The organism is Brevibacterium otitidis, from assembly GCF_042429315.1.
In the GTDB taxonomy this organism is placed as follows: domain Bacteria; phylum Actinomycetota; class Actinomycetes; order Actinomycetales; family Brevibacteriaceae; genus Brevibacterium; species Brevibacterium otitidis.
On record NZ_JBHMAU010000070.1, the window covers coordinates 12,057 to 26,105 of the forward strand.

Genomic DNA, 14,049 nt, shown 5'->3' on the forward strand with positions numbered 1-14,049 from the left:
AGAAGCGAGGAACCCCGTCATGAACACCCCGCGTAAGGCCGAACCCACCGAAGGCGAGATCCGCGCGCTGGCAGCCGAATGCGGCATCGATGCTGGACGCCTCCGGTTCTTCGACGATCTCGACGCCCCGGAGCTGGCCGTCTACACGCACCTGACCGATGTACGGCTGCGCTCAGCGGCCGAACCCGAATGGGGCATCTACCTGGCCGAGAGCACGAAGATCATCCGCCGCGCCCTGGCAGCCGGGCATCAGCCGCAGTCCTTCCTCATGAGCCGCAAGTGGTTCGCCGGCATGACCGACATCCTCACCAGCACAGACGGGCCGATCTGGATCGGCACCGAAGCACGGATCGAGGACCTCACCGGCTTTCATCTGCACCGTGGAGCACTGGCGGCGATGGCCCGTCCGGCACCGCGCACCGCCGCCGAGGTGGTGGCTGAGGTGCTCGAGGCAGACGCGCCTAAGTGCCGGATCGCTGTGTTCGAAGGGTTGGTCGATCACACGAACGTCGGGGCTGCGTTCCGGTCAGCTGCGGCACTCGGGGTCGATGCCGTGCTGGTGACGCCGGAATGTGCTGATCCGCTGTACCGGCGGTCGATCCGCGTGTCGATGGGCACGGTCTTCCAGATCCCGTGGACGCGCATCGAGCCGTGGCCAGCCGGCATCGACCTGCTCAAGGATGCCGGCTTCTACGTTGCCGGGATGTCACTGGGCGAGGGCGCGATCACCCTCGATGAGCTCGTGGGTGCCGAGCATGAACGGTTGGCGCTCGTCTTCGGCACCGAAGGCGAGGGTCTCAAACGCGGCACCGACCGTCGCCTCGACGCACGGGTGACGATCCCGATGATGCGCGGCGTCGACTCCCTCAACGTCGCGGCCAGTTCAGCCGTGGCGTTCTACGCGACGCGGTGACCGAGATCGCAATAGCTTCGGTGTCAGGGCAAGGCGCGGGCGGCGACTATTCAGTTCATCCGCGTTCGGCGCGAACCGTGCGCGTCGAACACGAGCCCCAGCCTTCCGTCGGATGTCCGTGGCGCTCGGTAGGGTAAGAGCAAACAACGGAACATTGTTATTGCGCTGTGGCGCGGAGGAGATAGCCCGTGGCACCGACCACCAAAGAGGCGCAGCGTACCGAGCTGCACAAGACCATCTGGCGCATCGCTAACGACCTGCGCGGAAGCGTAGACGGGTGGGACTTCAAGTCCTACGTGCTGGGGATGCTGTTCTATCGGTTCATCTCAGAGAACCTCACCGCCTACATCAACAGTGGCGAGCACGAAGCAGGGGACGCTTCGTTCGACTACACCAGAATGTCTGACTCGGAGGCGGAATTCGCACGCGACGAAGTTGTCGCGGAGAAGGGCTTCTACATCCTGCCGTCGGACTTGTTTGCCAACGTGCGGAAACGTGCGGCGCGGGACGAGAACCTCAATGAGACGCTCGAACGGGTGTTCAAGAACATCGAGGCTTCGGCGCTGGGTACGGACAGCGAGGACGACATCAAGGGTCTGTTCGACGACCTTGACGTGAATAGCAACAAGCTTGGACCGACCGTCGCCAAGCGGAACCAGAAGCTGGTGAAGCTGCTCGATGCGATCGGTGATCTGCCGCTGGGACGGTGGGAAGACAACTCGATCGACCTGTTCGGCGATGCCTACGAGTACCTGATGCAGATGTACGCCGCCAACGCGGGCAAGTCCGGTGGTGAGTACTACACGCCGCAGGAGGTCTCCGAGCTGCTGGCGCTCATCACGGTCGTCGGCAAGAAACAGGTTAACAAGGTCTACGACCCAGCAGTCGGATCGGGTTCGTTGCTGTTGAAATTCGACAAGGTGCTGGGCAAGAACAACGTCCGCCAGGGGTTCTATGGTCAGGAGATCAACCTGACCACGTACAACCTCGCGCGGATCAACATGTTCCTGCATGACGTCAACTACGCCGACTTCAATCTCGCTCACGGCGACACGCTCCTCGACCCTGCCCACTGGGACGATGAGCCGTTCGAGGCGATCGTCTCCAATCCGCCCTACTCGATCAGGTGGGAGGGCGATGCTAACCCGCTCTTGATCAACGACGAGCGGTTCGCACCGGCAGGTGTCCTCGCGCCGAAATCGAAGGCCGACTTGGCGTTCACGATGCACATGCTCAGCTGGCTCGCGGTCAATGGCACTGCGGCGATCGTTGAGTTCCCTGGCGTTCTGTACCGCGGAGGAGCGGAGAAGAAGATCCGCCAGTACCTCGTCGACAACAACTACATCGACGCGGTCATCCAGTTGCCGCCGGACCTGTTCTTCGGCACGACGATCGCGACCTGCATCCTCGTGCTGAAGAAGTCGAAGAAGACCAGCGACGTACTGTTCATCGACGCGTCTGCCGAGTTCAAGCGTGTCGGCAACAAGAACAAGCTGCTCGAGGAGCACCAGGCGAGGATCCTCGACGCGTTCACGACTCGCGAGCCGGAGGACCATTTCACCGCTGTCGTCAGCAACGAAGACATAGCTGCCAACGACTACAACATCGCCGTCTCGTCGTACGTGGAAGCGGAGGACACGCGCGAGGAAGTCGACATCACGGAGCTGAACGCGGAGATCGCGCGCATCGTGGCACGGCAGGCCGAGCTCCGCACTGCCATTGACGAGATCGTGGCCGATCTAGAGGGTCAGCCGTCATGACAAGCGAACCGTCCGGCGAGGTGATCTTCTACCAGCGCGACGATGGGGCGCCGACGCTCGAGGTGCGCCTCGATGCAGAGACTGTCTGGCTGAGCCAGCAGCAGATCGCGGAGCTGTTCCAGACGGACAGAACGAACATCGTCAAACACATCCGAAACGTCTACGACGAGGGCGAGCTTGACGAAGCGGCAACCTGTGAGAATTTCTCACAGGTTCGCCAGGAGGGCGCACGCCAGGTCACGCGGCAAATTCCGCACTACAACCTCGACCTGATCATCTCGGTAGGCTACCGAGTCAAGAGCAAGGTCGCCACGCAGTTCCGTATCTGGGCAACGCAGCGCCTGCGGGAGTACCTCGTGCAGGGGTACGCGATCAACGAGCAACGGCTCGAGCAGCTCGGGTCAATCGTGCAGATCCTGGCGCGCTCGAGCGATGACATGATCGCCGGGGTCGCTGATGTGATCGCCGGCTACGTGCCGGGACTGACGCTGCTGCGGGACTACGACGAGGGGCGTATCGAGGTTGGTCCCGTCGCGGATCCTGGCTGGACGCTCACCATTGAGGAGGCGCGCGCGGTCACGGCGCGTGTTGCGTCGGAGTTCCCCGATGATGCCCTCGTCGGACGAGAGCATGGCGACGCGCTCGCAGGCATCCTCGGCGCGATCTATCAGGGCTTCGGCGGGCAGGATCTGTACCCGACGGTCGAGGAGAAGGCCGCGAACCTGCTCTACCTCGTCGTGAAGGACCACCCGCTGTCCGATGGCAATAAGCGCAGCGCCGCCGCGCTGTTCGTCACGTTCCTCGCGCGCAACGGCGCGCTGGTCGACGCCGACGGCCGGCTGCGCATGACGAACAACGCCCTCGCGGCGGTCACGCTGATGGTGGCGATGAGCGACCCCAAGGAGAAGGACCTGATGATCGCACTCCTCATCCGCATGCTGACGGACGGCGCCGCATGAGCCGCATCGATGACCTGATCCAGGAGCTGTGCCCGGACGGGGTTGAGCATGAAGCGCTTGGGAAGCTCGTAGTTCGAGGCGAGAGGATACGCTGGGATGCTGCCGATCCTGCCAATGAGTTCCGCTACATCGACCTCGGCACGGTCGACCGTGTGACGCACGCAATCAGCGACACCGAGACGATAACCCAAGAGAACGCCCCGAGCCGAGCGCAGCAGATCGTGCGCGAAGGCGACGTACTGTTTGGGACGACTCGACCAATGCTCAAGCGATACTGCGTTGTTCCAAAAGACTATGACGGTCAAGTCGCCAGTACTGGATTCTGCGTGCTACGTCCGAACACCGATCGAATCCTGACGAGTTTTCTCTTCCACGTTCTCGGGACAGCCGATTTCTACGAGTACGTCGAAGCGAACGAGCGCGGCGCGAGCTATCCAGCCATTCCCGACAATGTGGTGAAGAGGTTCCGGATTCCCGTGCCGCCTATCGAGGTCCAGCGCGAGATCGTGCGAGTATTGGATAAGTTCACTCAGCTGGAAGCGGAGCTGGAAGCGGAGCTGGAAGCGGAGCTGGAAGCCCGGCGCGCTCAGTACCAGCACTATAGGATTGGACTCTTGACCCCGTCGAAAGATGTGATCTGGTCAACACTTGGTGGCGTTTCAACGCGAGTTTCCTCTGGAGCTACGCCCAAGGCTGGTGAGCCTAAGTTCTACGACGGCGGGACTATTCCGTGGCTTCGTACGGGCGAAGTGAAGTTTGGCGAGATTTGGGATACCGAGATGAGGATCACGGATCAAGCAGTCGACGATACTGCGGTGAAGTGGATTCCTAAGAACTCTGTGATCGTTGCGATCTCGGGAGCGACTGCCGGGCGCTCTGGAATCAACAAGATTCCTCTGACAACGAACCAGCACTGCTGCAACCTTGAAATTAATGCCAAAGTTGCAGATTACCGCTATGTCTTCTACTGGGTTAGTTCGAAGTATGAAGAGTTGAAGTCGCTTGGTCGCGGTGCGCGTGCCGACCTCAATGCAGGACTGATCAAGAATTTCAGCATTCCGGTTCCACCTCTCGAGGAACAACGATGGATCGTCGACGTCCTTGAGTCATTTGATCGGCTAGTCAACGACATCAGCGCAGGCCTCCCGGCTGAACTCAATGCTCGCCGCAAGCAATACGAACACTACCGCGACCGTCTGCTGACATTCAAAGAGCTGAAGGCATGACCGATTCACCTGCGCGCACGTACGATCCGATCGCTGTCTCCTCGGAAAGCACGGTCGTCGCTGAGTATGTCCACGATCCGTCGCAGGCTGATGCGTATCAGTCGGAGTCCGCGCTTGAGAAGGAGATGATCCGACTCCTCCAGGGGCAGGCTTACGACTACCTGCCGATCACCTCCGAGGCGGACCTGGTCGCGAACCTGCGCAGGCAGCTGGAGAAGGTCAATAGAATGACCTTCTCGGATGCTGAGTGGGAGCAGTTCTTCACGACGAAGATCGCAGGTGCCAACGACGGCATCGTTGAGAAGACTGCACGTGTGCAGGAGGATCACGTCCAGATCCTCAGGCGCGATGACGGGACGACGAAGAACGTCACGCTGGTGGACAAGACGAATATTCACAACAATCGGCTGCAGGTCATCAACCAGTACGAGATCGGCCGTGGCGAGGGTGACGCTGGCGAGGGTGGGGCGAAGTACGCTAATCGCTACGACGTGACCGTGCTCGTCAACGGGCTGCCGATGGTGCACATCGAACTGAAGCGTCGTGGCGTCGACATCCGCGAGGCCTTCAACCAGATCAACCGCTACCAGCGAGACAGCTTCTGGGCCGGCTCGGGCCTGTTCGAGTACGTGCAGCTGTTCGTGATCAGCAACGGCACGCTCACGAAGTACTACTCCAACAGCACTCGCAACAGGCACCTGGCCGAGCAGAAGAAGTCTGGTGGTGCTGGCAAGGGCAGGAAGACCAGCAACTCGTTCGAGTTCACCAGCTGGTGGGCCGATGCGAACAACAAGCCGATCACCGAGCTGACGGCGTTCGTGAAGACCTTCTTCGCGAAGCACTCGCTGTTGAACATCCTGACGAAGTACTGCGTGCTCACCGCGGATCGGGACCTGCTGGTGATGCGGCCTTATCAGATCGTTGCGGCCGAGCGGATCCTGCAGAAGATACAGATCTCGACGAACTACAAGACGCTCGGCACACTCGATGCCGGAGGATACGTCTGGCACACCACTGGTTCGGGTAAGACGCTCACCTCCTTTAAGGCAGCTCAGCTCGCATCAAAGATGCCGGGCGTGGACAAGGTGCTGTTCGTCGTGGACCGCAAGGACCTCGACTACCAGACGATGCGTGAGTACGACCGGTTCGAGAAGGGCGCGGCGAACTCGAACACGTCGACGGCGGTGTTGAAGAAGCAGCTGGAGGATCCCGGTGCGCGGATCATCATCACAACGATCCAGAAGCTGTCGACGTTCATCAAGGCGAACAAAGGTCACGCGGTATTCTCGGGCCACGCGGTGATCATCTTCGACGAGTGCCATCGTTCGCAGTTCGGCGACATGCACACCGACATCACACGCGCGTTCAAGAAATACAACCTGTTCGGGTTCACCGGCACGCCGATCTTCGCCGCGAACGCCGGCAGCGGTGGAAACCCTCGGCTGCGCACGACCGAGCAGGCGTTCGGCGACAAGTTGCACACGTACACGATCGTCGACGCCATCACAGACAAGAACGTGCTGCCGTTCCGGATCGACTACATCAACACCATCAAGGTCGGAAACCCCGACGACTCACAGGTGTCAGCGATCGACCGTGAGCGAGCTCTCCTGGACGTGCGTCGGATCCGGGACGTCGTGTCGTACACCCTGGAGCACTTCGATCAGAAGACAAAGCGCGCATCGAGCTACGAACACGCAGTCGTGACGAACGTCGCCGACTCGGTGCGCGGCCGGCGTCAGGCGGAGGCACTCAAGGAGCGGAAGCGAGTTCGCGGATTCAACGCGCTGTTTGCGACTGCGTCGATCGATGCCGCACGCCGGTACTACAACCAGTTCCAGCTGCAGATGGAGCAACTGCCACCGGACAAGCGGCTGAAGATCGGCCTAATCTTCAGCTACGGCGCGAACGAGGCCGAAGCCGACGGAATCCTCGATGATGAAGCATTCGACACCGATGCGCTCGACCGTGACACGCGTTCCTTCCTGGAAGACGCGATCCAGGACTACAACGACATGTACGGGACCAGCTACGACACGAGCCCCGACCGGTTCCAGAACTACTACAAGGACCTGTCGCAGCGGATGAAGAACCGCGAAATCGACCTGGTGATCGTGGTGAACATGTTCCTCACCGGCTTCGACGCGACGACGCTGAACACGCTGTTCGTCGACAAGAACCTGCGTGCCCACGGCCTGCTCCAGGCGTACTCGCGCACGAACCGCATCCTCAACTCGGTGAAGACCTATGGCAACATCGTCGCCTTCCGCGACCTCGAGGAAGAGACGAACGCCGCGCTGGAACTGTTCGGCAACAAGGACGCCCGCGGCGTCGTCCTGCTGAAACCGTACGGGGATTACCACGGCGAGTATGCCGACAAGGTTACCGAACTGCTCACGCACTTCCCGATCGGGCAGCAAATCGTAGGGGAGCAGGCGCAGAAGGACTTCATCCAGCTGTTCGGCGCGATCCTGCGGCTGCGGAACATCCTCACGTCGTTCGACGACTTCGACGGCAACGACCCACTCACTGAGCGACGTCGTCAGGACTACACCAGCATCTACCTGCGCCTCCGCGACGAGTACACGCGAGACCGCGACGGCGACAGAGAAGTCATCAATGATGACGTGGTGTTCGAGATCGAGCTCGTCAAGCAGGTAGAGATCAACGTCGACTACATCCTCATGCTCGTCGAAAAGCTCCGTACCGAAAAGGGCGACGGTGACGACAAGGAAGTCCGTGCCGAGATCACGCGCGCTGTCGATGCGAGCCCGACCCTGCGCAGTAAGCGCGACCTCGTCGAGGACTTCGTCGAGTCGGTATCGCTGCAGGGCGCGGTCGATGAGCAGTGGCAGGTGTACATCGCCGCGAAGCGCGAGTCTGAGCTTCAAGAGCTCATCGAAGCGCACAAGCTCAAGCGGGAGGAGACGCAGTCGTTCGTGGATGCGGCGTTCCGAGACGGACATTTGCGCACGACAGGCACCGAGATCATCCGCATCCTGCCGCCCGTGTCACGATTCAACCGCGAGTCCAACCACGGCGACAAAAAGAAACGAGTCATCAATGCGCTCTCCAGATTCATTGAGCGATTCCGGGGCCTTACCGCAGGGAATGGCGAGTCTGGAGACTGAGGTCAGCACGTAGAGTGCTGACGGTACAGTCGCTATCAGGCCACAGCACCAAGCTGGTAGCGCGCTGTTTCGGTAGGCTGAACGCTGGCATTGCTGACAGAAAAAGGGAGACGTCTGTGACCGAGGAGCAGAGTGTGCCGGCAGCCACCGGAAACGTACCCGGACCGCTGTGCGAGGAGCACCCGGAGCTCGCTGCCGCGCTGGAGGCCGGGCGGATCACCGGTGAGGTCGGCACCCCGCGGGAGAACAACCTCTCCCACATCCACCGGTTCCTCGACCAGGAGCGCCAGTTCGACTTCGGTGTCGAGCTGACCCAGAAGTGGGACTACGAGAAGGTCTTCGCGCTCATGGTGGAGAAGGTCGGGCTGCGTCCGGATCCGGCGTTCACCGAAGGCGTCGACACAATCTCGACCGAACGCTGCATCGAGGCTCTGATGCGCTTCGGTGACGTCCTCGGTTCGGCAGTCGCGGCCCAGGCACGGATCCTCTTCGCCACCGGGCACCCCGGCGGGATGCTGCCGGTGCACATGGCCTTCGCCGAGTGGGCCGCCGTGCACGGTGCCGAGGTGATCTCACCTGACGGGTACATCGCAGTCCCGGGCATCGGCGGGGACCTTCGCCGCATCAGCGGCGTGTGGGTGTGGCACCAGCACGGCGGTGTGCCGCACACGCACCTGGCTGAGCCGATGGGCGCGCTGCTTGATGAGCTTGAGACCAGGGGAGAAGAGTCCCCGGACCTCGTCGTCGCCGATCACGGCTGGGCCGGATGCGCTGGCACCCGCGGGATCCGTTCGATCGGGTTCGCCGACTGCAACGACCCTGCCCTCTTCGTCGCTGAGGCGCAGGGCCAGGTCGAGGTCAGCGTCCCGCTCGATGACGATGTCGTCCCGCAGCTGTACCAGCCGCTCATCGACTTCGTCCTCGACACCGCCGCCGGGCACCTCGACAACTGAGCCGCCGCGGAGCACGGCCTGCCGCAGAGCCCCGTCTGCCGCAGAGCCCGGCCTGCCGCGGGCGCTCAGACTTCGATTGCGAGGTCTTCGATCACCTCGGCGCCGGGCAGGGCCGCCAGCGCCTGACCGGAGAGGATGATCTTCGAGCCCCGGATGCCCGAGCCGATCACCACCTCGGGTTCGGTGACGATGCGTGAGTCGATGAGGATCCGGTAGCCATCCGGCAGGCCGAAGGGACCGATCCCGCCGTACTCCATGCCCGATTCGGCACACGCCCGCTCCTGGTCCATGAACGAGGCCTTGCGCACGTCGAGCAGCTTGCGCACCCGCTTGTTGACATCAGCGCGGGTGTGGGCCAGCACCATGCAGGCGGCGATGCGCTCCTCACCGGCCCGGGAGCCAGCGACGATGACGCAGTTGGCCGAATGCTCGTCCTTGAGCCCATACGCTGCGGTCAGCGCGGCAGTGTCAGCCAGGTCTGGGTCGATGGCGAACACGTCGACCGGATGCTCGTCCGGGAAGCCGGCCAGCGCCTCGGCGGTGGGAGCGGCGAGCAGCTCGGGATGCGCGCGGGCCGGGACCGTCTCGACAGGGGCAGGGGCATGGGTGAGGATCGTCCACTGTGACATAGCCGTCATTACAGCACAGTCGCGGGCAGGCTCCAGGTCACCGGTCGCAGTGCGGACGCCGGCGCGGCAGGTGAGCAGGCGTGTGCCGAATCGCGTCACGGGCCGGCGACCTGTATAGTTGCGTGGTGGCTCATTTCGGGTCGCACGTGAATTTGGGCACTGGCAGGCGAAGTCTGCTTCGCATCAGGCGCCCTGACGAATTCAAACAAAGGACATTTCATGAAGAAGGACATCCACCCGGAGTACCGCACGGTCGTCTTCAACGACCTGGCCTCGGGCACCAAGTTCGTCACCCGTTCGACGGTTGACAGCGACAAGACCATCGAGTGGGAAGACGGCAACACCTACCCGCTCATCGACGTCGAGATCTCCTCGGCCTCGCACCCCTTCTACACCGGCAAGCAGCGCATCCTCGACTCCGCCGGCCGCGTGGAGAAGTTCAAGGACCGCTACAAGGGCTTCGGCAAGCGCCGCTGAGTGCGCGATGCGCCTGCGGGCGCATCCTGCAGCACCGTCGGCGATTGCGCCGCAACTTCTGGCCCGTGACGAACTGTCACGGGCCAGAAGTGTCTGCACAGCCAGCCGGGGGCAGGGCATCGGCCGGGATCAGTGTCGGCCGGGATGCGCGCCGGGTTGCGAAAGGCGGGCCGTCAGTCACTGACGGCCCGCCTTTGCAGTGCTTTATAGAGTTTGCATTATCTCAGCGCTGTTCGACGACGATGCCCTCATGCGGGCAGCACCGGGCGGCCGGGTGCAGCAGTGCGCCGACGCCGGTGGCGTTCGCAACAGCGGCAGCGATGCCGTGGGCGATGGTCTCCTTGGACTTGAACACCGCCTCGGGCACGGACAGGCCGGTGGCCAGGCCGGCGGCGATCGCCGCGGCGAAGGAGCAGCCGGCACCGTTGACGAGGTCGTTGGTGACCTTCTGGCTGCTGAAGGTCGTCAGGGCCTCGCCGTCGTAGAGGACGTCGATGGCCTCATCGCTGTCAAGGCGCGCGCCGCCCTTGACGACGACGTTGTCAGCGCCCATCGCGTGGATCGCCTTGGCTGCCTCAGCCATCTCCTCGACGCTCGTGAGCTCCTCCGCGCCGACGAGCGTGGCGGCCTCCTCCAGGTTCGGGGTGATGACGGTGGCCAGCGGCACGAGGTTGTCGATGAACAGGTCCTTGAGATCGACCATCGATCCGGTGCCCTTGCACACGAGCACCGGGTCGAAGACATAGGGCAGGTGGTTGTGCTTGAGCCGGTCGGCGAGCACGAGGGCGGAGTCGACGGAGCCGACCATGCCGGACTTGATGACGTCGTAGTCGTGGATCGCCAGGGTCGAGTCGAGCTGCCGGCGGATGAAGTCGGCGTCCTGGAACTCGGCGCTGTGGTAGAAGCCGTTGTCCGGGTCGAAGGTCACCACGCAGGTGATGACGGCTGCGCTGAAGACGCCGTACTCTTCGAACATCTTCATATCAGCGCCGAGCCCGGCACCACCGGAGACATCGAGGCCGGCCACTGTCAGGCCGCGGGGTGTTGTCATTGAGGTTCCTTTCCATCGGCCGCAGCGCCTGAGACGGCGGCTCCGGCGTATCCATGCTGTCGCCATGCCTCGTACATCGCAACCGAAGCCGAGTTCGCCAGGTTGAGCGACCGGCGGGCCGGCAGCATCGGGATCCTCACCTGCTCTCTGACGTGCGGGTCCGCCAGCACATCGTCATCGAGGCCGGTCGACTCCCTGCCGAACAGGAGCACATCGCCGTCAGTGTAGGCGATCTCGCCGAAACCGGTCTGCGCCTGGGTGGTGAAGGCGATGACCCGCCTGTCGCCGAGCGTCTCCCACAGGTGCGCCAGATCCGGATGAACGCTCACATGCGCGAGGTCGTGGTAGTCGAGTCCGGCCCGGCGCAGCTTGGCATCGGAGAGGTCGAATCCCAGTGGTTCAACCAGGTGCAGATGGGCTCCGGTGACGGCTGCGAGGCGGATGGCGTTTCCCGTATTGCCCGGGATCTCCGGGGTGTGGAAGACGATGTCGATGTTCATGGCCTTCCAAGCTTAGTCCCTCACTGCCATCGCGCTGCGCAGGTGCAGAGCGCATTGCCCGCATTCGAATAGCTGTTCTATAGTGAGTGTCATGTCCATCCGCCACGCCATCGCCGCTGACCCGCAGGCGCTGAGGGAGCAGCTCAGCCATCTGCCGGGTGTCACCACTGCGCGCGAACTCTTCAGCGGTCCCGAACCGCTGCCGGTGGACGGTCGGCTCGCTCCGGTCTTTGCGCGCGGGGGCCTGCCGCGCGGGGAGATCCTGTCGGTCACCGGCACGCTTGCGCTGTCCTTCGCCTGTGCTGCCGCGGCCCGGGCGACGCGCGAACAGCACTGGTGCGCCGCCGTCGACACCCCGGAGCTGGCGGTGGCCGGCCTGGCGGATCTGGGCATCGACTTGGAGCACTTCGTGCACATCGGCACCCCGCCGCAGGACTGGCAGCGGGTGGTCTCGATCCTGCTGGAGACCTTCGATCTGCTCATCGTCGCCCCGCCGGCAGCACCGAGCCCCCAGCAGCGCCAGCGCCTGGCCGCCAAGGTCCGCGAACGCCGCGCCAGCCTCATCGCACTCGGTCCGCTGCCCGGCAGCACAGAGAGCTGCGAGGTCTCCGCCGCCGACTGGTCCGGGCTGCGCTGCGGCACCGGCCGGCTGCAGACCTGCACCGCCCGCGTGCGCCACCCGCGCACCGGCGAGCATCTGCTCACTCTGCCCACCGCCTCGGGACCGGTGGGACTCCCAGCCCCACCCGCGGCACCATCCTCACCCGCTCTGCCAGCCCCACCAGCCGCGCCCGAGGCGGCACGCACCGCTGCGGCGACCGGCACCTCGGGCACGGCGCGCGGACGGATCCAGGTGGTCGACGGTGGCCGCTGAGACGCAGCGCACCCTCGTGCTCACGATCCCCGACTGGTCGGCGGCAGCGGCAGCGGAGGAGCACGGCTGGCCGGTCCATGAGCCCACGGCGGTGCTGCGCGGCGGGCGGATCGTCTCCTGCAATGCCGCGGCGCGCGCTGCCGGGATCACCACCGGGATCAACAAGCGGGCCGCCCAGCTGCGCTGCCCGCAGCTGCACATCGCCGGCTGGGATGAGGATGTCGACCAGCGCATCTTCGCCACCGGTCTGCAGGTGTTCGAATCCAGTCTCGCCCGCTTCACCGTCCTCACCCCCGGGGAGGTGAGCATCCCGCTGGCGGCTTTGGCGCGCACCTATCCGAGCGAGGACGCGGCAGTCGAGGAGCTGCTCACCACTATCACCGATGCCACCGGCTGGGAGCTCTTCGCCGGCATCGCCGACTCGGTCTTCGCCGCCCTGCTCGCCGCCCGCACCGCCACGCGCGTGCTGCCCGGAGCCACCGCGGAGTTCCTCGCCGCCCAGCCGGTCACCGCGCTGGCCTATGCCGATGCGCACACCTACGGGGAGCTCGTCACCGTCTTCGAGCGCCTCGGCCTCGACACCCTCGGGGCGCTCGCGCAGCTGAGCGAAGGGCAGATGCGCACCCGCTTCGGCACCCTGGGCGTGCAGGCCCACCGGCTGGCCCGCGGTCTGCCGGTCCACCGCCCGGTCGATCACCGGCGCGTGCGCGAACACCACATCGAGGTGCCGATCAGCCCGCCGAGCACCCGCAGCGATGAGCTGTCCTTCCATGCCCGCGCTGCAGCGACCGAGCTGTTCTCCGGCATCCGGGCTGCCAGCCTCGTGTGCCCGAGTCTGACGATCGAGCTGACAGCCGCCGGCGGGCAGCGCAGTGAGCGCACCTGGCGTGTGGAGCTCATGGACGAGAACCTCGTGGCCGACCGGGTGCGCTGGCAGGCCGAGGGCTGGCTGGCCGGGCAGCAGCCTCAGCAGTCTGCCGGCGCCGGCCTCGACGAGAGTGCCGATGAGGGCCTTGATGAAGCCGATGGGGTCTGTGCGCTGACCCTGAGCGCCGCTGAGCTGCTCGCCCCGCTGGAGGCGCACACCTCCCTGTTCGCCCAACATTCCGGTGCGGTCACCCACACCCTGGAGCGGCTGCAGGGCCTCTACGGGCCCGAGGCGGTGCGCGTGCCCCAGCTGCAGGGCGGACGCGAACCTGCGGAGACGAACCTGTGGACGCCCTGGCAGCAGCAGCCGCGTCCCGAACGCAGTGCTGCCGCTCCCTGGCCGGGCCGGCTGCCGGGACCGCATCCGATGATCGTCGAGCGCACCCCGGTCGAGCTGCTCGACCGGCATGGGCTCAGCGTCATCGCCCGGCCCAGCGGGCTCGACAGCGCACCGGCGCTGCTGCGATTGGAGTCCGGGGCCGAGCTGCCGGTCGTCGACCACTCCTCGGCCTGGCCGGTCGAAGCCGGCTGGTGGGATCCGGCGCGCGCCCAGTACCGGGTGCGGCTGCAGGTGCTCACCGCCGGCGGGCAGGCCTTCCTGCTGTGCAAAGAGCACGGTCAGTGGCAGATCACCGGACGCTACGCCTAG

Annotated in this window: 12 protein-coding genes; 9 read left to right on the forward strand and 3 right to left on the reverse strand. The window is 64.3% G+C overall.

All coding sequences use genetic code 11. The features are described from left to right. Nucleotides 1-19 precede the first annotated feature (19 nt). The 6 genes from ACFFN1_RS11630 (at nt 20) to ACFFN1_RS11655 (ending at nt 8,942) form a co-directional block, all read left to right on the forward strand. Nucleotides 20-913 (forward strand): TrmH family RNA methyltransferase, encoded by an 894-nt coding sequence (locus ACFFN1_RS11630; RefSeq protein WP_376840938.1) that lies wholly within the window; start codon nt 20-22, stop codon nt 911-913. 188 nt (nt 914-1,101) lie between these two features. Next, the gene (locus ACFFN1_RS11635) at nt 1,102-2,673 is read left to right on the forward strand and encodes a type I restriction-modification system subunit M (protein ID WP_376840940.1); all 1,572 of its coding nucleotides are present in this window, start codon (nt 1,102-1,104) and stop codon (nt 2,671-2,673) included. Beyond that, nucleotides 2,670-3,632 (forward strand): virulence RhuM family protein/type II toxin-antitoxin system death-on-curing family toxin, encoded by a 963-nt coding sequence (locus ACFFN1_RS11640; protein ID WP_376840942.1) that lies wholly within the window; start codon nt 2,670-2,672, stop codon nt 3,630-3,632. The genes ACFFN1_RS11635 and ACFFN1_RS11640 overlap by 4 nt, the downstream gene beginning before the upstream one ends. Then, a complete protein-coding gene (locus tag ACFFN1_RS11645; protein ID WP_376840944.1) occupies nt 3,629-4,858 on the forward strand; it encodes a restriction endonuclease subunit S in 1,230 nt (409 codons plus the stop codon). Before ACFFN1_RS11640 ends, ACFFN1_RS11645 begins: the two co-directional genes overlap by 4 nt. Continuing rightward, a complete protein-coding gene (locus tag ACFFN1_RS11650) occupies nt 4,855-7,989 on the forward strand; it encodes a type I restriction endonuclease subunit R (RefSeq protein WP_376840945.1) in 3,135 nt (1,044 codons plus the stop codon). The genes ACFFN1_RS11645 and ACFFN1_RS11650 overlap by 4 nt, the downstream gene beginning before the upstream one ends. A 116-nt stretch (nt 7,990-8,105) precedes the next feature. Continuing rightward, a complete protein-coding gene (locus ACFFN1_RS11655; protein ID WP_376840946.1) occupies nt 8,106-8,942 on the forward strand; it encodes a phosphatase in 837 nt (278 codons plus the stop codon). 65 nt (nt 8,943-9,007) lie between these two features. Here ACFFN1_RS11655 and ACFFN1_RS11660 read toward each other — a convergent pair whose 3' ends face one another. Next, nucleotides 9,008-9,571 carry a YbaK/EbsC family protein gene (locus ACFFN1_RS11660; RefSeq protein WP_376840947.1) on the reverse strand — a complete coding sequence of 188 codons (564 nt, stop codon included), beginning with the start codon at nt 9,569-9,571 and terminating at the stop codon, nt 9,008-9,010. Nucleotides 9,572-9,790: 219 nt separating this feature from the next. Here ACFFN1_RS11660 and ACFFN1_RS11665 point away from each other — a divergent pair, with 219 nt between their 5' ends. Further along, nucleotides 9,791-10,048 (forward strand): type B 50S ribosomal protein L31, encoded by a 258-nt coding sequence (locus ACFFN1_RS11665; RefSeq protein WP_376840949.1) that lies wholly within the window; start codon nt 9,791-9,793, stop codon nt 10,046-10,048. A gap of 223 nt (nt 10,049-10,271) precedes the next feature. Here the strand turns inward: ACFFN1_RS11665 and ACFFN1_RS11670 are convergent, their stop codons facing one another. After that, on the reverse strand, nt 10,272-11,099 hold the full coding sequence (locus ACFFN1_RS11670) for a PfkB family carbohydrate kinase (protein ID WP_376840950.1): 828 nt from the start codon (nt 11,097-11,099) through the stop codon (nt 10,272-10,274). Further along, complete coding sequence (locus ACFFN1_RS11675) at nt 11,096-11,599, reverse strand: tRNA (cytidine(34)-2'-O)-methyltransferase (protein WP_376840952.1); 504 nt, start codon at nt 11,597-11,599, stop codon at nt 11,096-11,098. Before ACFFN1_RS11675 ends, ACFFN1_RS11670 begins: the two co-directional genes overlap by 4 nt. Nucleotides 11,600-11,690: 91 nt before the next feature. On the opposite strand from ACFFN1_RS11675, the gene imuA' reads away from it, so the two are divergent. Both imuA' and ACFFN1_RS11685 read left to right on the forward strand, forming a co-directional pair. Continuing rightward, nucleotides 11,691-12,473, forward strand: a complete 783-nt coding sequence (gene imuA', locus ACFFN1_RS11680) for a DnaE2-dependent mutagenesis accessory factor ImuA' (protein ID WP_376840954.1) — start codon at nt 11,691-11,693, stop codon at nt 12,471-12,473. Beyond that, complete coding sequence (locus ACFFN1_RS11685) at nt 12,463-14,049, forward strand: DNA polymerase Y family protein (RefSeq protein ID WP_376840955.1); 1,587 nt, start codon at nt 12,463-12,465, stop codon at nt 14,047-14,049. Before imuA' ends, ACFFN1_RS11685 begins: the two co-directional genes overlap by 11 nt.

What these genes read in the sequence shown, in the direction of transcription:
- ACFFN1_RS11665 (WP_376840949.1), top strand. Translation starts at nt 9,791, where the DNA reads ATGAAGAAGGACATCCACCCGGAGTACCGCACGGTCGTCTTCAACGAC.
- ACFFN1_RS11630 (WP_376840938.1), top strand. Translation starts at nt 20, where the DNA reads ATGAACACCCCGCGTAAGGCCGAACCCACCGAAGGCGAGATCCGCGCG.
- ACFFN1_RS11640 (WP_376840942.1), top strand. Translation starts at nt 2,670, where the DNA reads ATGACAAGCGAACCGTCCGGCGAGGTGATCTTCTACCAGCGCGACGAT.
- ACFFN1_RS11660 (WP_376840947.1), bottom strand. Translation starts at nt 9,571, where the DNA reads ATGTCACAGTGGACGATCCTCACCCATGCCCCTGCCCCTGTCGAGACG.
- ACFFN1_RS11645 (WP_376840944.1), top strand. Translation starts at nt 3,629, where the DNA reads ATGAGCCGCATCGATGACCTGATCCAGGAGCTGTGCCCGGACGGGGTT.
- imuA' (WP_376840954.1), top strand. Translation starts at nt 11,691, where the DNA reads ATGTCCATCCGCCACGCCATCGCCGCTGACCCGCAGGCGCTGAGGGAG.
- ACFFN1_RS11650 (WP_376840945.1), top strand. Translation starts at nt 4,855, where the DNA reads ATGACCGATTCACCTGCGCGCACGTACGATCCGATCGCTGTCTCCTCG.
- ACFFN1_RS11670 (WP_376840950.1), bottom strand. Translation starts at nt 11,099, where the DNA reads ATGACAACACCCCGCGGCCTGACAGTGGCCGGCCTCGATGTCTCCGGT.
- ACFFN1_RS11675 (WP_376840952.1), bottom strand. Translation starts at nt 11,599, where the DNA reads ATGAACATCGACATCGTCTTCCACACCCCGGAGATCCCGGGCAATACG.